Annotated in this window: 17 protein-coding genes and 1 pseudogene; 7 read left to right on the top strand and 11 right to left on the bottom strand. The window is 63.5% G+C overall.

Annotated features, from left to right (window positions below; genetic code table 11):
• Positions 1 to 7: 7 nt before the first annotated feature.
• Positions 8 to 1,423, top strand: a complete 1,416-nt coding sequence (locus tag ACN9M2_RS03865; RefSeq protein WP_426286856.1) for a mannose-1-phosphate guanylyltransferase/mannose-6-phosphate isomerase — start codon at positions 8 to 10, stop codon at positions 1,421 to 1,423.
• Here ACN9M2_RS03865 and ACN9M2_RS03860 read toward each other — a convergent pair.
• Positions 1,420 to 2,763 carry a phosphomannomutase gene (locus ACN9M2_RS03860; protein WP_426286854.1) on the bottom strand — a complete coding sequence of 448 codons (1,344 nt, stop codon included), beginning with the start codon at positions 2,761 to 2,763 and terminating at the stop codon, positions 1,420 to 1,422. The two genes, ACN9M2_RS03865 and ACN9M2_RS03860, sit on opposite strands and share 4 nt — an antisense overlap.
• Before the next feature lie 53 nt (positions 2,764 to 2,816).
• Positions 2,817 to 4,394 (bottom strand): glycosyltransferase family 39 protein, encoded by a 1,578-nt coding sequence (locus tag ACN9M2_RS03855; RefSeq protein WP_426286853.1) that lies wholly within the window; start codon positions 4,392 to 4,394, stop codon positions 2,817 to 2,819.
• Between the two features lie 118 nt (positions 4,395 to 4,512).
• Between ACN9M2_RS03855 and ACN9M2_RS03850 the strand changes: the two genes are divergently transcribed.
• Positions 4,513 to 5,478 (top strand): glycosyltransferase family 2 protein, encoded by a 966-nt coding sequence (locus tag ACN9M2_RS03850; protein ID WP_426286851.1) that lies wholly within the window; start codon positions 4,513 to 4,515, stop codon positions 5,476 to 5,478.
• Between the two features lie 32 nt (positions 5,479 to 5,510).
• Here ACN9M2_RS03850 and ACN9M2_RS03845 read toward each other — a convergent pair.
• The 6 genes and pseudogenes from ACN9M2_RS03845 to ACN9M2_RS03820 form a co-directional block, all read right to left on the bottom strand.
• Positions 5,511 to 5,975, bottom strand: a pseudogene (locus ACN9M2_RS03845) (acyltransferase); the annotation flags it as partial.
• Positions 5,972 to 7,801, bottom strand: coding sequence for a glutamine--fructose-6-phosphate transaminase (isomerizing) (gene glmS, locus ACN9M2_RS03840; RefSeq protein ID WP_426286850.1), 1,830 nt, complete (start codon positions 7,799 to 7,801; stop codon positions 5,972 to 5,974). The pseudogene ACN9M2_RS03845 and the gene glmS, both read right to left, overlap by 4 nt.
• Positions 7,802 to 7,817: 16 nt before the next feature.
• Positions 7,818 to 9,188 carry a pyridoxal-phosphate dependent enzyme gene (locus tag ACN9M2_RS03835; RefSeq protein WP_426286849.1) on the bottom strand — a complete coding sequence of 457 codons (1,371 nt, stop codon included), beginning with the start codon at positions 9,186 to 9,188 and terminating at the stop codon, positions 7,818 to 7,820.
• A gap of 180 nt (positions 9,189 to 9,368) precedes the next feature.
• Positions 9,369 to 9,596: a YdcH family protein gene (locus tag ACN9M2_RS03830; RefSeq protein ID WP_426286848.1), complete on the bottom strand. Its 228-nt coding sequence runs from the start codon at positions 9,594 to 9,596 to the stop codon at positions 9,369 to 9,371.
• Between the two features lie 365 nt (positions 9,597 to 9,961).
• Positions 9,962 to 10,627, bottom strand: a complete 666-nt coding sequence (locus ACN9M2_RS03825) for a DUF4398 domain-containing protein (RefSeq protein ID WP_426286847.1) — start codon at positions 10,625 to 10,627, stop codon at positions 9,962 to 9,964.
• Positions 10,627 to 11,154 carry a DUF4398 domain-containing protein gene (locus ACN9M2_RS03820; RefSeq protein ID WP_426286846.1) on the bottom strand — a complete coding sequence of 176 codons (528 nt, stop codon included), beginning with the start codon at positions 11,152 to 11,154 and terminating at the stop codon, positions 10,627 to 10,629. Before ACN9M2_RS03820 ends, ACN9M2_RS03825 begins: the two co-directional genes overlap by 1 nt.
• 120 nt (positions 11,155 to 11,274) lie before the next feature.
• Here ACN9M2_RS03820 and ACN9M2_RS03815 point away from each other — a divergent pair, with 120 nt between their 5' ends.
• The gene (locus tag ACN9M2_RS03815; protein WP_426287855.1) at positions 11,275 to 12,357 is read left to right on the top strand and encodes a PilT/PilU family type 4a pilus ATPase; all 1,083 of its coding nucleotides are present in this window, start codon (positions 11,275 to 11,277) and stop codon (positions 12,355 to 12,357) included.
• A gap of 179 nt (positions 12,358 to 12,536) precedes the next feature.
• On the opposite strand, the gene maiA is transcribed toward ACN9M2_RS03815, so the two are convergent.
• Positions 12,537 to 13,184, bottom strand: a complete 648-nt coding sequence (gene maiA / locus ACN9M2_RS03810; protein ID WP_426286845.1) for a maleylacetoacetate isomerase — start codon at positions 13,182 to 13,184, stop codon at positions 12,537 to 12,539.
• A 180-nt stretch (positions 13,185 to 13,364) separates the two neighbouring features.
• On the opposite strand from maiA, the gene ACN9M2_RS03805 reads away from it, so the two are divergent.
• Together ACN9M2_RS03805 and ACN9M2_RS03800 are read left to right on the top strand one after the other, a co-directional pair.
• Positions 13,365 to 14,546: a phosphoglycerate kinase gene (locus ACN9M2_RS03805; RefSeq protein WP_426286844.1), complete on the top strand. Its 1,182-nt coding sequence runs from the start codon at positions 13,365 to 13,367 to the stop codon at positions 14,544 to 14,546.
• Positions 14,546 to 15,196, top strand: coding sequence for an HAD hydrolase-like protein (locus tag ACN9M2_RS03800; protein ID WP_426286842.1), 651 nt, complete (start codon positions 14,546 to 14,548; stop codon positions 15,194 to 15,196). The genes ACN9M2_RS03805 and ACN9M2_RS03800 overlap by 1 nt, the downstream gene beginning before the upstream one ends.
• A 32-nt stretch (positions 15,197 to 15,228) precedes the next feature.
• Here ACN9M2_RS03800 and ACN9M2_RS03795 read toward each other — a convergent pair whose 3' ends face one another.
• The gene (locus tag ACN9M2_RS03795) at positions 15,229 to 17,310 is read right to left on the bottom strand and encodes an acyltransferase family protein (RefSeq protein ID WP_426286841.1); all 2,082 of its coding nucleotides are present in this window, start codon (positions 17,308 to 17,310) and stop codon (positions 15,229 to 15,231) included.
• Between the two features lie 158 nt (positions 17,311 to 17,468).
• Here ACN9M2_RS03795 and ACN9M2_RS03790 point away from each other — a divergent pair, with 158 nt between their 5' ends.
• Positions 17,469 to 18,080, top strand: a complete 612-nt coding sequence (locus ACN9M2_RS03790; protein WP_426286839.1) for a hypothetical protein — start codon at positions 17,469 to 17,471, stop codon at positions 18,078 to 18,080.
• 34 nt (positions 18,081 to 18,114) lie between these two features.
• Here ACN9M2_RS03790 and tkt read toward each other — a convergent pair whose 3' ends face one another.
• On the bottom strand, positions 18,115 to 20,127 hold the full coding sequence (gene tkt / locus ACN9M2_RS03785; RefSeq protein ID WP_426286838.1) for a transketolase: 2,013 nt from the start codon (positions 20,125 to 20,127) through the stop codon (positions 18,115 to 18,117).
• Positions 20,128 to 20,353: 226 nt separating this feature from the next.
• Between tkt and ACN9M2_RS03780 the strand changes: the two genes are divergently transcribed.
• Positions 20,354 to 21,085 (top strand): porin family protein, encoded by a 732-nt coding sequence (locus ACN9M2_RS03780; RefSeq protein WP_426286837.1) that lies wholly within the window; start codon positions 20,354 to 20,356, stop codon positions 21,083 to 21,085.
• Positions 21,086 to 21,142: the final 57 nt, after the last annotated feature.

Genomic DNA, 21,142 nt, shown 5'->3' with positions numbered 1-21,142 from the left:
GGCACCCATGCTGATCCCCCTCATCCTCAGTGGCGGTAGTGGCACGCGCCTCTGGCCGATTTCGCGTCGCAACCTGCCTAAACAATTCCTCTCCCTTGCCGGGAAGGAAACGCTGTTTCAGCAGACCATCCAGCGCGCTAGCGGTCTTCTCGACATCGCGGCACCCATCGTCGTGGCAAGCGACGACCAGCGCTTCCTTGCGGCGGAGCAGTTGCAGGAACTCGGCGTGGAGGGCGCCAGCATCCTCCTCGAGCCGACAGCCAGGAACACGGCGCCGGCGATAGCGGTGGGCGCCCTGCAGGCCATCCAGAAGGATCCGGACGCCCTGATCCTCGTACTTCCCGCGGATCATCTGATCGGCGACAGCGCCTCCTTCGCGGACGCTGTTGCCCGGGCCCTTCCACTGGCCGAACAGGATTGGCTCGTTACCTTCGGCATTCGTCCTGATCGTGCCGAAACGGGATTCGGGTATATCCGTCGCGGCGAGGCACTTGAAGGCGACACCTTCCGGGTCAGCCAGTTCGTTGAGAAGCCAAAACAGGAGATCGCGGATCAGTATCTCGCCAGCGGCGAATACGACTGGAACTCCGGCATGTTCCTTTTTCGCGCGTCTCGTTACCTCGAAGAGCTGAGCCAATTCGCGCCGGCCATGCGACAGGCCGTGGAAGCCGCTTTCGGCAAAGCGAACAAGGATCTCGATTTCATCAGGCTTGACCACGAAGCATTCGCTGCCGCACCTGGCGATTCCATAGACTATGCAGTCATGGAAAAGACGACGCGGGCTGCTGTAGTCCCCGTTACCTGTGGCTGGAGTGACATCGGTTCGTGGGACGCTCTCTGGCTTGCCGCAGAGAAAGACGCCAACGGCAATCATCTTGAAGGCGACGTCATCGCCCTCGACACACGCGGCTCCCTGGTCAGGTCCCACGACCGTCACCTGGTGGCCACGATAGGGCTCGATGATGTCGTGGTCGTCACGACGCCCGACGCCACGTTGGTCGCCCGCCGCGACGCGTCGCAGGACGTCAAGAAGGTCGTCGAACAACTGAAGGCGGCAGGCCGTACCGAGCACGACCTCCATCGCGTCGTCCACAGGCCCTGGGGCAGCTACGACTCACTGGAATCCGGCGATCGGTTCCAGGTAAAGCGCATCGTCGTCAAGCCAGGCGCTGCGCTCAGCCTGCAGATGCACCACCACCGGGCGGAGCACTGGATCGTCGTCAAAGGCGTGGCCGAAGTCACGTGCGATGACAATGTCTTCCTGCTTTCGGAAAACCAGAGCACCTACCTGCCACTGGGCAGCAAGCACCGCCTTCGCAACCCGGGGAAACTTCCGGTCGAACTGATCGAAGTACAGTCGGGAAGCTACCTCGGGGAAGACGACATCGTTCGCTTCGACGACGTGTACGGCAGGGCGGGCTAACCCCGGATCAGCCGGGAAAGCTCGGCCGTCCGCGCTGCCATGAGTGTGGAATCGCCTCGCGATTCCACATTGAGGCGGAGTAACGGCTCCGTATTCGACGAGCGTAGATTGAAGCGCCACGCTCCAAAATCGGCGCTGGTGCCGTCAATGTATTCCAGCGAAGGCGCATCTTTCTCGTAATATGCGAGGACGCGCGCGACTGCCGCGTTCGCATCGTCCACGACGAAATTGATTTCGCCGCTGCAGGGATAGGCGGCCATGCGTTCAGCCAGCATGTCCGCAAGACTCGTACCCACCCGTGACAATCGCTCTGCAACGAGCAACCACGGAATCATCCCCGAATCGCAATAGGCGAACTCGCGGAAGTAGTGATGTGCGCTCATCTCACCGCCGTAGATGGCGTCTTCGGCGCGCATCCGCTCCTTGATGAACGCGTGGCCCGTCTTGCTTTCGATGGCTACGCCACCTGCCCGCTCCACCATGTCGATCGTGTTCCACGTCAGCCGCGGATCATGGATGATCTTCGCACCCGGATGCTTCTCAAGGATCTGCGCCGCCAGCAAGCCGACGATGTAATAGCCCTCGATGAACTCACCGCGCGCGTCGAACAGGAAGCAGCGGTCGAAATCGCCGTCCCAGGCGATGCCAAAGTCCGCTCCATGTTCGCGTACGGCATCGGCCGTGGCCGAACGGTTCTCGGGCAGCAGTGGGTTGGGAATGCCATTGGGGAAGCTGCCGTCCGGTTCGTGATTGACGCGCACGAACTGCAATGGAAGATGCGCTTCGAGCAGGTCGACAATCCGTCCCGCACCACCGTTGCCGGCGTTCACCACCACCTTCAAGGGCTTGAACGCCGCAGGATCGATATAACCCAGCAAGTGCTGGATATAGGCACTCTTGTCGTGATCGTGGACTACGCAGCCGCGCGAGGCCGACGGCTCGCCAAATGCGTTTTCTTCCACCAAGCGCTCGATGTCCCGCAGCCCTGTGTCACCACTGATGGGCCGCGAGCCCTCGCGCACCAGCTTCATGCCGTTGTAGTCGATGGGATTATGGCTCGCGGTAACCATGATCCCGCCGGCGACCTGGCGATGGAAGGTCTGGAAGTACACCTCTTCCGTGCCGCACAGCCCGATGTCGACCACATCGCGACCTTCGTCGTTGAGACCCCGAACGATGGCCTCCGCCAGTCCGGGACTATCACGCCGGATGTCGAAGCCGACGACGACGGCGCCCTCGCCCACCGTACGCGCGAAAGCACGACCAAGGCGATATGCGATGTCTTCGTTCAGTTCATCCGGCACACGGCCGCGGATGTCGTAGGCTTTGAAACACTTCATGAGCGTGGTTCCGGCAATTCAGCGCCCTATTGTCGCCGCACCGGCCCCGCCCCTCAAGGCCGAGGCGCATCGCCAAGGCTACCGCGCAGCCAGTGGAATACCGGCTCGCCCTCCCGGGAAAGGAACGTACGAGGTTCCGCGGAAGGCACGCCGCTGACCTGCAAGACCCGCCGATAACGATCCTCATCGCCGGCATTCCAGTAAACGAGGCGAAATTCGGTGATGCCGTCGCCCTTGAGCTGGTCGATCGTGCGGGGTTCGATATCCACCCTGTAGGGCACGCGATTCTCCGTGAGGAAAGCGAACGAGGTGAAGAATCCCCAGTCGGGGAACAGATAGGCAACGTTCTTCGGCACGCCTCGCGCCTCGACGGCCAGCGTCGTCAACGCGTCGCTGCTGTGCCCCCGCCCTCCCGTCTTGACCAGCCATTCGTGAAAGCGAGCCTGCTGGAACAAGTTGCCGCCGACTGCCACGGTCGCCAGCACCACGAGAAGGGCGGTATGCATACGGGGGACCGGTTGGCGGACCATCGCAAGGATCTGGGTCATCAGCAACGCGGGCAAAAGGTAGACGAACGGCAGCAGCACGCTGAAGTGGTGGGCCCAGAGCCGGTGACCGAACAGGGAAGCGACCGCGACGAATGAGATCGGCATCAATGCCGGCAGGATCGCCATTGGTGAGCGCGGCTGACGTCCGAGCACATGAATGATGCCGAGTACGATCAGGCCAAGGACACTGCAAGCAAGCCACCACACCTTGCTTGCACCCCAGGGACTGGATATCGCCTGGCCGAAGATCATGCCCTCGTTGGCGGCATCGCTCGTCGCCAGGCCGACCATGTCCCACGCGTAAGCGAAGTTGTTCCCCGAGGCACCACTGGCGTCGAAGGGTTTCAGTTGACCCAGCATCCCGCGGACGAACTCGAGCGTCGGCTCCAGGCCGTGTTTCTTCGCCAGCAGCGACAGAAAGCCGAGCAGGAAGGGGCTTACGCCTAAAGCGGCCCCCGCTACCCAGCGCCCCCAGTCGCGGCGGGGAACCCAGCACGCGACAAGCACGGCCATGGCGGGGCCGAAGAACGAAAGGACGAAGTAGCCGTAGCTGGCAAGGCCGAAACATACACCGGACCATAAGACCCGGCGTCGTACGATCCTGGACCCGGCCTCGGCGGGAAGTGCCAGCAGCATCGACAGGATGAACCACGCCGCCCCACCCAGCACGATGTAGAACTGCGTACGGAACGACGCGGTGAATGCGAGTTCCGTGGCAAGGCCGACGCAGACGGCAACGGCCAGCCCGCGCGACCCCGTGAGCCGGCGGCTCAGGTGGTACAGCGCGAGGAGCAGGATAAGGCCAAACACCGCCTGTTCGAGGCGCAGAGACGTAACGCTGAAGCCGGCTACAGCGAAAAAGGGCAGACCCAGGTAAGCGTTCTGCAACCCGTGGTAGAAGCTGCCGAGGATGGGAAAGATCTTCGACGGTATGCCTGCGCCGGGATTATGGCCGCGATGCAGCCATTGCGCCGCGAGGAAGTCGGGGTTCGCCGCGTCCATGTAGATGCCGGGGAGGTCCGCATGGAACAGGACGAGGCCCAGGAACATCGCCAGGGGCAGCAGCCAAGCCAGGCGCGACATCCATGCTTCCTTCCGCTGAACCAAGGCGATCCCCTCTTTGGCACGCCCCGGTGGCGGCGCCGGCGATTATACAATCGCCGGATTGAAGCGCCCCGATCCTCCGAAGGACGAACGTCACATGCAGACAGATATTCCGGGCCATGGCCAGAACGTCGCCGTACTGATCCCCTGCTTCAACGAGGCATTGGCGATCGCCCGGGTGATCAGGGACTTCCACACCGCGCTACCGCATGCCCGCATCCACGTGTTCGACAATGCCTCCACGGACCGTACGGTTGAGATTGCCAGGGAAGCCGGAGCGATCGTGCGCACGGTGGGCCTCCGCGGCAAGGGCAACGTGGTGCGGCGCATGTTCGCGGACGTGGATGCCGACATCTACGTCCTGGTCGACGGAGACGCGACCTACGACGCTTCCAGTGCGCCCGTGATGATCGAGCGGCTGCTGAACGAAGGGGCCGACATGGTCGTCGGCGCGCGCAAGGATGACAACCTCACAGGGGCCTACCGGAACGGCCATCGGCTCGGCAACCGCATGCTCACCGGCTGCGTATCGATGATCTTCGGCGGCACATTCACGGACATGTTGTCGGGCTACCGCGTCTTCACCCGCCGCTACGTGAAATCCTTCCCCGCCCTGTCGGCCGGCTTCGAAACGGAAACAGAGTTGACCGTGCACGCGCTCGAGCTGCGCATGCCGTGGAGCGAGGTGGACACGCCCTACTCCACCCGGCCGGAAGGCTCGGAGAGCAAACTTTCGACTTACAGAGACGGCCTGCGCATATTGCGGATGATCCTGCGCCTGTTCGTCGCGGAGAGACCCCTTCATTTCTTCGGGCTCGTGGGCGCGCTGTCGCTGGTCACCGGCATCGCCATCGCCGTGCCGTTGCTCACGACGTACCTTGCCACCCATGAAGTGCCACGGCTTCCCACGGCGCTGCTGTCCACGGGCCTGGCACTCGTGGCGGTGATCTCGCTGGTGTGTGGCCTGATCATGGACGCCGTCACCCGCGGGCGCAGGGAAATGAAGCGCCTGTTCTACCTGAGCATCCCAGGGCCCACGAAGCCTGACGACATCAGGCCCTAGACGGCGTCGCCGCCATGGGACGGCGCGCCGTCCACATAGCCGATCACGCGCGCGGGATTGCCGACGACAATGGCCCTTTCGGGCACGTCGTGCGTGACCACCGCCCCAGCCCCGATCATCGCCCTGGAGCCGATCTCTAGGCCAGGCAGGATCGTGGCGCCTCCGCCTATCGATGCACCGGACCGGACCACCGTCTGCTGGAACGGCTGGCTGTACTCCCTCGACCGCGGAAACCGGTCATTGGTAAACGTCACATTCGGCCCGACAAAAACATCATCCTCAAGCCGCAACCCATCCCACAACTGCACCCCACTCTTCACCGTCACCCGATCGCCAACGACCACATCGTTCTCGATAAAGCAATGCGAGCAGATATTGCAATCGTCACCAATAGTGGCCCCCGGCAGGATCACGACGAACTGCCACACCCGCGTCCGCTCGCCGATGCGCAACGACTGCACATCGGCGAGGGCATGGATGTACGGCTGGTCGCTCATTCCACCGTCACCGACTTGGCCAGGTTCCGCGGCTGATCCACATCCGTCCCGCGCTGCACCGCCACGTGATACGCCAGTAGCTGCATCGGCACGGTAAACACCGCCGGAGCGATCAGGTCGCCACCACCGTCGACACGCACGGTGGCGATATGCTCCGCATCCGTGTCCATCTCGGCGCGCTCATCGGCGAACACGATCAACTCGCCGCCACGTGCGCGCACTTCCTGCAGGTTGGACTTCAGCTTATCCAGCAGCGGACCGTTCGGTGCCACGGCGACGATCGGCATGTTCTCGTCCACGAGCGCCAGCGGGCCATGCTTCAACTCACCCGCCGGGTAGGCCTCGGCGTGGATGTACGAGATCTCCTTGAGTTTCAGCGAACCTTCCAGGGCCACTGGATACTGTGCACCGCGCCCCAGGAACAACGCGTGCTGCTTGTTGATGAAGTGGTCGGCGATCTTCAGGACTTCCGGCTCGCTCTTCAACGCATTCTCGATATAGCGCGGCAACGACTGCAGTTCCTTGCAATGGTCGAGGTAGCGGGTGCCATCCAGGCCACGGCGGCGGCCGAGGTCCAGCGCCAGCAACGCGAAGGCCGCCAGCTGGGTCGTGAAAGCCTTGGTCGAGGCCACGCCGATCTCGGGGCCCGCCCGGGTCATCAGGCGCAGGTCGGATTCGCGCACCACCGAGGACTCCGGCACATTGCAGATGGCGAAAGTGGCGAGGTAGCCGCGGCGGCGCGATTCGCGCATGGCAGCCAGGGTGTCGGCGGTTTCGCCCGACTGCGACACGGCCACGAACAAGGTGTTTTCCGGCACCACCACGTCGCGGTAGCGGTATTCGCTGGCCACCTCGACCACGACCGGGATGCGTGCCAGTTCCTCGATCCAGTACTTGGCGACCATGCCGGCGTGATAGCTGGTGCCGCAGGCGACGATGTGGATGCCACGTGTCTTGTCGAGGATGGGGTCCGCATCGATGCCGAAGATGTTCGGCAGCACACCATGCGGCCCGATGCGGCCTTCCAGCGTGTCGGCGACGGCCCGCGGCTGCTCGAAGATTTCCTTCTGCATGTAGTGGCGGTATTCGCCACGCTCGACGGAATCGGCGCTGATCTCGCTTTCATGCGCGGTGCGGTCCACCGGATGGCCATCGAGGTTGAACACCTCAACGGTGTCACGGGTGATCTCGACGACGTCGTCCTCTTCGAGGTACATCATCCGGTTGGTGACCTTGATCAACGCCTGCGCGTCGGACCCCAGGAAATGCTCGCCGATGCCGATACCGACCAGCAAGGGGCAGCCACGACGAGCGCCGACGATACGCTCGGGTTCGTCCAGGCTCATCACGGCGATGGCGTAGGCACCTTCCAGTTCGCGCACGGCGGCAGTCACCGCCTCGCGCAGCGGCTTGCCCGCCTGCACGTGTTCGTCGATCACCGCGCCCATCACCTCGGTATCGGTTTCCGAGTTGAACGTCCGGCCCTTGGATTTCAGCGACTCGCGCAGCGACGCGTAGTTCTCGATGATGCCGTTATGCACGATCGCGATGCGGCCCTGCACGTGCGGGTGCGCGTTCTTCTCGCTCGGCACGCCGTGCGTCGCCCAGCGTGTGTGCGCGATACCGGTACCGCCCCGCACGGGATCGGCGTCATAGAGGGCTTCCATCTCGCGGACCTTGCCCTTCGCGCGGACCCGGCGGATCTCGCCGCCATCGGCGATGGCCATGCCCGCGGAGTCGTAGCCACGGTATTCCAGGGCCTTCAGCCCGGCGATGAGGATGGGCGCGATGTCACGCTGCGCGACTGCGGCGACGATTCCACACATGACGCTTCCCCTTTCCTTAATTGACTTTGCGGCGCAGGTAATTGAGCAGGTCGATACGGGTGATGAGGCCGAGGAACTGCTCGCCATCCATCACGATCGCGACATGGCCCTTCTCGAACACGGGTAACAACGCCTCGATCGGCGAGGTGACTTGAAGCATCTCCGGCGACGCGATCATCGCCGTGGACACCGGGTCACGAAACCGGGTTTCGTCCGCGTGCACGTGCAGGAGCACGTCGGATTCGTCCAGGATGCCGACCAGGCGGTCGTCTTCCATCACGGGCAGCTGCGATACGTCGTACAGCTTCATGCGGTTGTAGGCGGTGATCAGCATGTCGTCCGGCTTCACCACTACCGTGTCGCGCTGGGCGTACGGACGCAGGATGAGGTCGCGCAGGTCGCCGAAGCGCTCGCGTTCGAGGAAGCCGTTGTCGAGCATCCAGTAGTCGTTGTACATCTTCGATAGGTACTTGTTGCCGGTGTCGCAGACCAGGGTCACCACACGCTTCGGCGTGGTCTGTTCGCGGCACCACTTCAGCGCGGCGGCGAGCAGCGTGCCCGTGGACGAGCCACCCAGCACGCCCTCTTTCGCCAGCAGCTCGCGCGCGGCGAGGAAGCTTTCCTTGTCGCTGATGGCATACGCCTTTTTCACCATCGAGAAATCGCTGATCGACGGGAGGAAGTCTTCACCGATACCTTCCACCATCCAGCTGCCGGACTTCTCCGACAGCGTACCCTCGTTGATGTACTGGGCGAGGATCGAACCGACCGGGTCGGCCAGCACGATCTCGGTGTTCGGCGAATGCTCGCGCAGATAGGCGGTGAGGCCACTCATCGTGCCGGACGAACCGCAACCGACCACGATCGCGTCGACCTTGCCATCGAGCTGTTCGAGGATCTCCGGCCCGGTGGTCTGCACATGCGCCAGCGGGTTGTCCGGATTACCGAACTGGTTGATGAAATAGGCCCCCGGCGTTTCGCGGGCGATGCGCGCGGCCATGTCCTGGTAGTACTCGGGGTGGCCCTTGGCCACGTCCGACCGGGTAAGCACCACCTCGGCGCCCATGGCCTTGAGGTTGAAGATCTTCTCGCGGCTCATCTTGTCGGGGACGACCAGGATCAGCCGGTAACCCTTCTGCTGTGCGACCAGCGCGAGGCCCAGGCCGGTGTTGCCGGCGGTGCCCTCGACCAGGGTATCGCCCGGCTTGATCTTCCCTGCGCGTTCGGCGCCCTCGATCATGGACCGGCCGATGCGGTCTTTCACCGAACCGCCCGGATTGGCGCTCTCGAGCTTCAGGAACAGTTCGCAACAGCCCGCATCCAGGCGCTGGGCACGCACCATGGGGGTGCGACCGATCAGTTCGAGGACGCTGTCATGAACACTCATTGGGACTCCGTGGTTGATCCGGCGCGGCCCCTTCGACCTCGCCCTTTGGGCGCACATGATAAAGGGTGGCGCGCTGAACCGATGCCCGGCTTCTCGGCCGATCCAAAACGATGTATGGGAAGACCATAAAAAAACGGGCACGTTCCCGTGCCCGTTCCTGTCCTGCACCGGTCAGCCGGTTCAGTGTCGTGAGTTTTGCCAGCTTTCCCACATTCGCTGGAGTTTCTCCTTGGCCTGCAGCTTTTCCTTCTTGAGTCCGACCAGGCTCTTGTCATCGATGGGCAGGCAGCCGATGTTGGCATCGTGCAGCTTGGTATCGAGTTCCTGGTGGCGGTAGAAGAGACGACGGGTTTCGGCATCGGCGTGGATGAACTTCTCGACGTCGTCGCGCTGCTGGTTTTCGAACATAGCAATCTCCTCGCGGTGGGATCGGCCCGCGGCGCGGACCGGTCGTGAGGGGAGACATGCGAGGCACTGTCCGCGCATCGGCGGAAGGGAGGATCGCGATGCGATGTGCCTGGTGAACGTACGCATGCTCCGGCAGGGCCGCCACGTGTTTTTCCCGTGACGGGAGTTCGAAGCTACTCCGCTCGCCAGGGGGGTGCAAGGGCGATTTTTCTGAATTTCCCGCAGAAAAAAAGTTGCCGGTGCAACGGTTTACGCGGCAGGCTTCCGCCAGGCCGCATGGCAGCTGATGGGGCGCGCCGTGGGCCGCATGAGAGCACAGCGCCGCTCCTGCCTGTGCGGCAGAAGCGGCGGCGCAGCCGGACGGCTTAGTTGCCGCCGCCCTTCTTGCTCTTCTTGGGCGTGCTCGTGGCCGGCGTGGACGCGGGGGCGCCGCCGTCGGACGAGTTGATGTCGCGCATCGCCCGGGCAGCGGCTTCCGCCAGCGCCGCCTGTTTCTTGGCGGCGTTGGCGACCTTGGCCTGCGCGGCGGCGACCTGACGGGCTTTCTCGCCTTCGGCCTTGGCCTGCTCCAGCGCCTGGGAATACTCCACGCCCTGCTGCTGCAGGCGGGCGGCCTCTTCCTGGATCATCTGGTTCTGCATGCGCTGCTGCTCGAGCTGGCGGCGGGCCATCTCGGCGTCGAGGCGGCTGGCCTCGAGCAGGATGGCGTCGTGCTCGCGGTCAAGCTGGGCGCTCTTGTTCTGGGCGTCCTGGTACTGGGCCATGGCCTTGGCGATGTCCACGCGGCGCTCGGCGATGTACCGGTAGTGGGCGTGTTCCTTGTCCTTGGGCTTGAACTGGGCCATCTGGTTGATCGCCTCACGGGCGCGCGCCTGTTCCGCCTGGGCATAACCGCCTAGGGCGGGATCGGACGACAGCTGGTCGAGGCTGGAATTCAGGCGGCGCACGTCGAGGTCGTCGGTGGCGGCCATGGCGCTACCCGCCGAAACGGCAAGGACGAGCGCGGAAAGGAGGAGAGTCGAACGCTTCATCACTGGCCTCCCTGGTTGTCGTTCAGGGGCTGGGTCTGCCCGCCGGCCGGCGGCGGGGTGTTGTCGGTCGGCTCCGGCAGGACCGTCTCGGACTCATGCACGTTGCTGGGAATCGGCACCGTGTCGTTGGCGTGGTTGTCGATCATCTCCACGCGCATCCGCGAGTTTTCCTGGCTCTTGGCGGTGTTCTGCGCGCGAGCCGCTCCGAGGCGCGCCTTGGCGCGAGCCAATTCGCTGTCCGCGCGGGACTCCTCGGCCAGCGCGGCGGCCTCGTCGTACTTACGGCTGGCCATGGCCGCCTGGGCCTGGCGGAACTTGCTTTGCGCGTAATCGAGGTCGACCGGCGCATAATCGGCCGCCCCCGCATCGCGCGCGGCTTGAAGTTGGGCGAGGGCCTGGTTCATGGCGCCATCGGGCGGGGGCACGCTGGCACAGCCAGCGAGGGTGGCGATCGCCATGGCCAGGGCGGCCACGGCAAGGAGCCGGCGGCCCTGGGACAGGGCTTTCGACGGCAAGTTGTGCACCATCACTCGTTCCTCATACAGATTTGCGAGATATTGTCGATATACAGGTCAGTGAGACCGTCGTCTCGATTGTAATGCGAACGCCCGGGGGTTTAGGTGGATATCGGTTATTTCCTGAAGCTAATGGTGGACAAGGGCGCGTCGGACATGTTCCTGACGACCGGCGCCCCCGTGAACATCAAGGTGGAAGGCAAGCTTTACCCGCTCGGAAACACCGGCCTGCCGAGCGGCATGGTCAAGAAAATCGCCTATTCGCTGATGGACGAGGGCCAGGTGCCCCAGTTCGAGCGCGACCTCGAGCTCAACATGGCCCTGGCCGTGAAGGAAGCCGGGCGTTTCCGTATCAACGTGTTCAAGCAGCGCGGCGAGATCGGCATGGTCATCCGTGCGATCAAGAGCGAGATCCCTTCACTGGAAGAGCTGCGCCTGCCCACGATCTTCCGCGACCTCATCATGGAGCCGCGCGGCCTGATCCTGGTCGTGGGTGCCACCGGCTCGGGCAAGTCGACCACCCTGGCCGCGATGCTCGACCACCGCAACAGCAACAGTTCGGGCCACATCCTCACCATCGAGGACCCGATCGAGTACCTGCACCGGCACAAGCGCTCCATCGTGAACCAGCGTGAAGTGGGGTTGGACACCCACAGCTATCACGAGGCGTTGAAGAACGCGATGCGCGAGGCACCGGACGTGATCATGATCGGCGAGATACGCGACACGGACACCATGGAGGCCGCCATTTCGTTCTCCGAGACCGGTCACCTGTGCCTCGCCACCCTGCACTCGAACAACGCCGACCAGACGCTGGAGCGCATCCTCAACTTCTTCCCGGAATCGGCGCACAAGAACGTGCTGATGAACCTCGCCCTGAACCTGCGTGCGGTGATCAGCCAGCGCCTGGTGATCGGCAAGGACGGCCGCCGCATGCCGGCGACCGAAGTGCTGCTCAACACCCCGCTGATCCGCGACATGATCCGCCGCGGCCAGATCCACGAGGTGAAGGACGCCATGGACCGGAGCCTCCAGGAGGGCATGCAGACCTTCGACCAGTCCCTCTATCGCCTGTACAAGGAAGGCCAGATCACCCTCGACGAATGCCTCAACAAGGCCGACTCGCGCGATGGCCTGGCGTTGAAGATCCGGCTTTCGGAAGGGGCGTCGGGTAACGAGTTCGCGTCGAGCGACCCGTACGGGATCGGCGTTTAGGTCGATCGATAGCGCTTAAGTGCGTCATCCACCTAGTGTGGGAGCCGCTTCAGCGGCGATAGGTGGTTGCCGCCACTTGGCCCGCTACCGCGGGATCGCCGCTGAAGCGGCTCCCACAGTGAAACGGCTCCAACCAAGTCGCGAGGCTTGAGTGGGAGCCGCCCCTCTCGGCGACGCTTTCAGAGCGCATCCGGCTGCGCCTCGGGTGCGGCCCGCTGGAACGCCTCCAGCGCCTGGCAAGCTTCCGCCACCCGCCGGATCGTCGGATACGGCGTCAGGTCCACGCCCCAACGCACGGCGTTGTAGAACTGCGGCACGAGGCAGGCATCGGCCAGTGTCGGCGTATCGCCATGGCTGTAGCGACCGGTCGGTCCCTTCGCCAGCAAGGCCTCGATCCCGTTGAACCCATGTGCGATCCAACGGCGCGACCACGCCTCCTTCGCCGCCGCGTCGGCTCCGAATTCCGACTCGATGGCCTTGAGCACCCGCAGGTTGCCCAACGGGTGGATATCCGCCGCGACCGCTTGCATCAATTCGCGGACGCGCGCCCTGCCCTCGGCATCGGCCGGCATCAGGGGCGGCGAGGGCCGTGTCTCGTCGAGGTACTCCATGATCGCCATCGATTGACGGATGACGCGGTCACCATCGAGCAGCGTGGGTAGCTGCGCCTGCGGGGACACCTCGCGGTAAGCAGGCTTCAGGTGCTCACCGCCGTCATTGACCAGGTGGACGGGCCGGGCCTCGTAATCCAGGCCCTTGAGGTTCAGGGCGATACGTACGCGATAGACGGCGCTAGAGCGCCAGTAGGTGTAGAGGACGAGGGACATGCGGCTTCCTTCTATGGCGTGGCGGATTCTAATGGGTGGCGGCTGGGAAGCCTTGCCGCGCTGCCGCGCGGATCGCCGGGAAGCCTGGTGGGAGCCGACCCTGTCGGCGATCGGATTTGCCCCACCCTCCCAGGGCGCGGACAATATCCGTTTCCCCTCGACCCAGAGCTGGAGTCCACCGTGTCCGTCACCCGCATGCAAGACCTCGACCTGCGCGGCAAGCGCGTGCTGATCCGCGAAGACCTCAACGTCCCCGTGGAGAGCGGCAAGATCACCTCCACGCAGCGCCTGGATGCTGCCCTGCCCACCATCGTCGCCGCGCGCGACGCCGGCGCGAAGGTCATGGTCATTTCCCATCTGGGTCGACCGAAGGAAGGCGAGTTCGACGAGGCTTCCTCACTGACGCCGGTCGCCGAATGGCTGGGCAAGAAGCTCGGCAAGGAGGTGCGCCTGGTGCGCGATTACCTCGACGGCGTCGACGTGGCCGATGGCGAAGTGGTCGTCCTCGAGAACTGCCGCATGAACGTCGGCGAAGGCAAGGACGACGAAACCCTGTCGAAGAAATATGCCGCCCTCTGCGACATCTTCGTCATGGATGCCTTCGGCACCGCGCACCGCGCACAGGCTTCCACCCACGGCGTGATCCGCTTCGCACCGGTCGCCGCCGCCGGTCCGCTGCTCGCGAAGGAACTCGACGCGCTGGGCAAGGCGCTCGAGAATCCCGACCACCCGCTGTTGGCGATCGTCGCCGGCTCGAAGGTATCGACCAAGCTCGAACTGCTGCAGAACCTCGTCGGGCGGGTCGACCAGTTGATCGTCGGTGGCGGCATTGCGAATACCTTCATCCTCGCCGCAGGTCACAAGGTCGGCAAGTCGCTGGTGGAGGCCGACCTGCTCGATACCGCGAAGAAGATCATGGCCGATGCCAAGTCGCGTGGCGCCGAGGTCCCGGTTCCGACGGATGTCGTCGTCGCCACGGAGTTCTCCGCTACCGCCAAGGCCACGGTGAAGGCCGTCGACCAGGTGGGCGACGACGAGATGATCCTCGACATCGGTCCCGACACCGCCAAGCGTTATGCCGAACTGATCGCCAAGGCGGGTACGGTCGTCTGGAACGGCCCCGTGGGCGTGTTCGAATTCGATGCTTTCGGCAAGGGCACCGAAACGCTGGCACGCGCCATCGCCGCATCGAAGGCCTTCTCGATCGCGGGTGGTGGCGACACCCTCGCAGCGGTCGACAAGTACGGTATCGAGGACGGAGTCTCCTACATCTCCACGGGCGGCGGCGCGTTCCTGGAGTTCCTCGAAGGCAAGGAATTACCGGCGGTCGCCGCGCTCCAGGCCAGAGCGGACAACAAGTAATGCTGATCCTCTTCGACCTCGACGGCACCCTGATCGACTCGGAAATCGGCATCTTCGCCGGCGTTCGCCATTCGCTGGCGAGCGTCGGCGCGGAGGCGCCCGACGAGACGGTACTGCGTTCCTGGATCGGCCCACCGTTGCGGGTCAGCTTCGGCGAAGTACTCGACGGTGACAGCATTCGCGTGGAAGCGGCGGTCGCCGCGTATTCCCAGCGTTTCCGCGACATCGGCTGGTCCGAGCACACAGTCTACGACGGCGTCGCGGATGCCATCGCATCCCTCGCCAGCGCGGGCCACCGCCTGGCGGTGGTGACGAGCAAGGTGCGCGCACACGCGGAACCCATCCTCGCCCATCTCCCCTTCGGCCATCTCTTCGAACGCCTTTACGCCCCCGGTCCTGCGACGGCGCACAGCGAGAAAGCCGAGATGATCGCGGCAGCACTGGCCGACTTCGGCCACCCCGCCGACGACACGATCATGATTGGCGACCGCCGCTTCGACATCGAAGGCGCGGTTGCCAATCATGTTCGTGGCATCGGCGTGCTATGGGGGTTTGGCGATCGTGACGAGCTGGAGGCCGCGGGCGCCTGGAAAGTGATCGAAAAGCCGGCTGAGATCGGTTCGGTTGCGGGGATGTTCGTTCCAGGTTGACGCGGGATGGCATGCCCGTTGGATGCGACGCCCTAGAGCAAGGCGTCGTCAGGCACTCGCCGAGCCGCCCGCATGGATGCGACAAACGCACGGTAGATGACTTGGTTTCCATAGGCACTGAGGTGGTCGCCATCGAAGAACAACGGCCTGCCATCGCGGAACCCATCACATAGCCTCGTTCCTTCGGGACATAACGACGGAAGCGGGTCGAATATCGTGATGTCCTCGTCCGTCCTGGCGAGTGACTCCAGGTCTGCAAGCACCGGGGCGCGAAGCACCTCGAATTCCTCCCGAAGAATCGATGTCCCGGCTCTACAGATGGGATTGCTCTTGGTCCACCAGTCCGCGCAGCGGAAAAGCGGCGCCTTGATCAAGAGATTAGGAGCCTGGATCGAGACGTGGGCACCCGCCTGCCTGAGTCGACGAAGCAAAGCGATTGCCACTAGCGATGCCGCATGCCGAGAGGCTTGTGCTTCGGAGCCATGCACCTGTGTCAGGACGGCTGCATCGGGCACCACCCAGCCCTGTTCGACGTACCTGGGCAAGCGCAACGATGGAAGGAATATGACGTCGGATGCGCCGAGGCGGGGCAATAGGTCCGCGATGACTAGATCGGTGGCCTCGGCGCAATGTGGGCTAGCCTCGCGGCTCCCTTGCAAACTCAGGAGCGGGCATCCGCCGTTGTTGTAGACGGTTACGGTCGCACCTGTCTCCATGGCGTAGCGGGCGAAGAGAGGACCGTATGCCAGTGCGTGCGAGTCACCCACTACAAAGACCCTGGGCGCGGACGACGATGCAGGGCATCCAACGCGTTCAAAAGTCTGATGCCACCCTAGAGAAAGATCGACGCGACGAGGTGAAACAGAACATCCGGCAGGGGACCGTAGCCGCAAAGCGCGCGATGGATACCAATCGCCACGCCCCTTCGCCACCACGCTGGGAGAAATCCGATGCTGCTGTTTCTGCAGCGCCTGTGCGGTGAAGGCTCCGATCACTACGGCAAGAACTCCAAACCCGATGATACGGCGTGAGCGATACGACCCTAGAGATGCCTTGAAGGGACGTTCTACAAAACGCCGCGACGCCCATGCCAACGCGAACGACAACGTCAACGCGGACAACATGTGAAGAGGACCGTGCAAGCCCACCGTCCAGCGAAACAAGACGAAGATGGGCCAGTGCCACAGGTAGAGCGAGTAAGACAACTCTCCAATGCGTCGCAATGGCTCGATGCTGAGTATTCGTCCGACCCATCGCAGCCCCCCATGTTCGTGCACGGCGGTAATCAAGAGCACCGTGGCTGCCACGGGTAACCATGCACCCCGCCCCGGGAATGCATCGGGACGACTGAACGCGAATGCGACGCCAAGAGCGATAAGCGCTACCGGAGGCGTCCATCTGACAAGCATCTCCCCCGCCGGTCTATATCCCGAAATAAGGCTCTCGCGATTTCCCACCAGCCAACCAAGCACGACACCCGTCGCCAGCTCCCAGAACCGGGTAACGAGTAAGTAATAGGCCGCGCCTCCCTGACTGCCCACCACCCACGCATAAGTACCGGAAGCCATCGCGGCTACCGCCAGAATCACTACGGCTCCAAGCCTCCACCGGCCACCGCGACTCCAACCCCACAGGAGCAAGGGCACGACAAGATAGAACTGCTCCTCGACCGCGAGCGACCACGTGTGCGTGAACGGATTGAACGTGGCGACAGGTGAAAAATAGTCATTGGCGTTCCGGGCAAGCTCGATATTGCTCAGCCCGAAAAACGCAAGGCGACCCGTGCGAGGAATGGCATCACTGAGCCAGGACGCAGGAATCCACAGGGTCGATGCCAGTGACGTAACGAGCAGGCAAACCACGAGCGCGGGAAGTATCCGCACGAACCGGCGCGCAAGGAAATCGCACAGGAACGTCAGTGGAGCGTCGTGTCCCCGGGACAATGAAGAGATCATGACGACGAATCCGGAGATGACAAAGAACACGTCGACGCCAGCGAACCCACCGGGGAGTGCTTCTGGAGCGAGGTGAAACAAGACGACAGCGAGAACCGCAATAGCCCTGAGACCATCGATGTAAGGGAGATACGTTGCGCGATGGGCGGGCGTCATCATGACAGTCATGCTCCTGGGGGCGCGAAGACTAGCAGCTTTTCGCAATTGGCGTAGGTAATCGACGGCATCCCTGCGCATGCACCGACCCGAAGACGCCGAATGGGAGGACACCTCTCTTCAATACACGACGTTACCGCCGCGCACGGAGCAGGCCTAACGTGTTCGTCGCCACCGCTACGGTGGATTCGACGATCAAGCGAGGACAAATGATGAAGCGTTTCTACGCCGCGATTCTCACCTTCGGGTCCTTACTCGCATTCGCATGGACCGGCGACACGCATGCTCGAATCCTGCAACCAGGAGAGCACTTGGTGAAGGGAGAATCCATGCTATCGGAAGACAACCGCTACCTCGGTGCCATGCAACATGATGGCAACTTCGTCGTTTACAGCAACGATGGCCTTTGGCGGCCTCTATGGTCGACGAACACAACCGGCAGGGGTGCTGTCTCGGCGAACATGCAACGTGACGGCAATTTCGTCTTGTATGACGGTGCAGGCAAGGCCATCTGGTGGACCGGAAGCAACGGCCGTGATCGCGTATTCGCCATCACAGAGCACGGGCAAGCGATGGTCCTCGCTCCCGGAAAAGTCGATCGTCATGAACCTGGACCGGGCACCATGCTTTTTGCGCGGCTGGGATTCAAGCCCGTGTGGAAGGCGCGAACGTACGACCATGTGCCCGGCACGCACGGTGACGGCCCGCACTGCATAGGCGATCCCCACGCATGCCCCAAGCAGCTGCACGGTGACCTGCACCAGGGCCCGTGAAAAAAGAGGCCCCCTTCCGGGGGCCTCTCTCGTCTTACTTGATCACACTCTTCACCGCATCCACCACCGCCGTGGTGGTGATGCCGAAGTGTTCATACAGCTTGTCGATGGGGGCGGATGCGCCGAAGGTCGTCATGCCGACCGCCTTGCCGTCCAGGCCGATGTACTTCGACCAGAAGTCGACGCTGGCCGCTTCCACCGCCACGCGGGCGCGGCACCACGACGGCAGGACGCCTTCGCGGTATTCGATCGGCTGGGCGTCGAATTCTTCCGTGCAGGGCATCGAGACGACGCGGACCGGCACGCCCTGGTCGCCCAGTGCCTGCGCGGCTTCGACGGCGATGCCGACTTCCGAGCCGGTGGCGATGATGATCGCCTTGAACTTCTCCTGCGATTCCCAAAGGACGTAGCCGCCCTTCTCGATGTCGGCGACCTGCTGTTCGGTGCGCGGATTGTGCTTGAGGTTCTGGCGCGAAAAGATCAGGCACGACGGATTGCCCGCTCGCTCGATGGCCTTCTTCCAGGAAACCGCCGACTCCACGGCATCGGCCGGGCGCCACACACGATTGTTCGGGATGAGACGCAGCGAGCCCAGGTGCTCCACCGGCTGATGGGTGGGACCGTCTTCGCCCAGGCCGATGGAGTCGTGGGTGTAGACATGGATCGCATGCGCCGGAATCAGCGCCGACATGCGCACGCCGTTGCGGGCGTAGTCGGAGAACACCAGGAAGGTGGCGTCGTAAGGAACGAAACCGCCGTGCAGGGCGATACCATTCGAGATCGCCGTCATGCCGAACTCGCGCACGCCGTAGTGGATGTAGTTGCCTTCGGCACCACCGGTGGCGATGTTCTTCGAACCCTTCCAGATGGTGAGGTTCGAGGGAGCGAGGTCGGCCGAACCGCCGATCAGTTCCGGCAGGAGCGGACCGAACGCATCGAGCGCCATCTGCGATGCCTTGCGCGAAGCGACCACCGGGCCTTCCGCCTGCAGCTTCTTGACATAGGCGGCTGAGCTTTCCTTCCAGTTGGACGGCAGCTCACCCGCGATGCGGCGCTTGAATTCAGCGGCGAGTTCCGGGAACTCCTTCGCGTACGCGTCGAACTTGTCGTTCCAGGCCTTCTCGGCCTTGGCACCGGCTGCCTTGGCATCCCACGAGACGTAGATCTCTTCCGGGATCTCGAACGGACCGTACTTCCAGCCCAGCCTTTCACGGGCGGCCTTCACTTCGTCCGGACCCAGCGGGGCGCCATGCGACGATTCCTTACCTTCCTTGTTGGGGGCGCCGAAACCGATCACGGTCTTGCAGATCACCAGCGAGGGCTTTTCGCTCTGCGAGGTGGCGGCGGCGATGGCCTTCTTGATCGCTTCGGCGTCGTGGCCGTCCACCGGCTTGTCGTCGTCACCGACGACGACGTTCCAGCCGTAGGCACGGAAGCGCTCGGCGGTGTTATCGGTGAACCAGTCGTGGACTTCACCGTCGATCGAGATGCCGTTGTCGTCGTAGACGGCCACGAGCTTGCCGAGCTTCAGCGTGCCGGCGAGCGAGCAGACTTCATGCGAAATGCCTTCCATGAGGCAGCCGTCACCGACGAACACGAAGGTGTGGTGATCGACGATGTCATGACCAGGGCGGTTGAAACGCGCGGCCAGCACCTCCTCGGCGATGGCGAAACCGACGGCGTTGGCGAGGCCCTGGCCGAGCGGACCCGTGGTGGTCTCGACGCCCGGGGTGTGGTGGTACTCGGGGTGGCCGGCGGTGCGGAAGCCCAGCTGGCGGAAGTGCTTGAGGTCCTCGATACCCAGGTCGTAGCCGGTGAGGTGGAGCAACGCATACTGCAGCATGGAGCCATGGCCGTTCGACAACACGAACCGGTCGCGGTTGGGCCAATGCGGGTTGGTCGGGTTATGGTGGAGGAAGTCACCCCACACCACTTCAGCGATGTCGGCCATGCCCATCGGCATGCCCGGATGCCCGGACTTGGCGGCTTCGACACCATCCATGGCCAGTGCGCGGATCGCGTTTGCGCGTTCGCGGCGTGTCGTCATCGGCGTTCTCCAGTTAACAGGCGGCGGAAAAACTACGATTGTCGCGCATTGGTTCCTGCTTGTCGTGGACGTTCGTGCCGCAACGCACAAGTTAACCTCGGCTTAATCTTTTAACATCGATTTTTGAATCTCTTCAGGTACGGGGGGTTCTAATCACTCACGGCCATCGCCCTCCCCCATCCCCCAACCGGACGGTGGCCGCCCCGAAAAGAAGAGGAATATCTCCATGAAAAAGGCAGCTCTTGCCCTTGCGGTTTCTTGCGTCTCGTTCGCGGCCATTCCGGCCTTCGCCCAGGACAGCAACCCTGCTGTGTCCGGCAATTACCAGCCCAGCCAGGCCGTGGGTAGCGGCAACTGGTTCATCGGCGCCAACGTCGGCCGTACCAACGGCAGCGACACCGGTGGCTTCGGCAGCGACACCGGCGGATTCAACTTCCTTCACGGCGAAAAAGATCGTCGCACGGGCTACGGCCTGCTCGGCGGCTATCGCTGGAAGGTCGGTCCGGACCTCGGCCTCGGCGTCGAGGCGGGCTATGCGGACCTCGGCAACTATCGTGTGAAGAACGTCTTCGAGTCGGGCCAGGATGTCGACCAGAAGGGCACGCGCAACGCGCTGCGCGGCTGGATGGTCGGCGTCAACGGCAAGATCAATCTGGTACCCCAGTGGTACATCAGCGCGCACGGCGGTTACTTCCGTGCGAACGACAACAACCAGAACTACAACAACAGCGTGGGCCAGGATCTCGGCTTCTCCAGCGGCGGTCGCCCGGATCGCGGCAGCTGGTATGCCGGCCTCGGCACCGGCTGGGACGTCAACGAGCATTTCGGCGTGGGTGTCAGCTATGACTACTTCCATGCCGACGCCGGCAAGGTCCGCAACAACGCCACGGGCGAAGTCTCCCGCGGCCTGAAGCGCTCCACCGGCATCGTTTCGCTCGCCGGCGAATATCGCTTCTAAGTTTCACGCGACAACGGTCCTTCAACGACTGAGCCGCGACGCCACCCCCGTCGCGGC

The organism is Luteibacter sp. E-22 (genome assembly GCF_049913125.1).
Classification (GTDB): Bacteria; Pseudomonadota; Gammaproteobacteria; order Xanthomonadales; family Rhodanobacteraceae; genus Luteibacter.
Note: the sequence above shows the minus strand (reverse complement) of the source record. Positions and strands in the feature narration are given on the sequence as shown.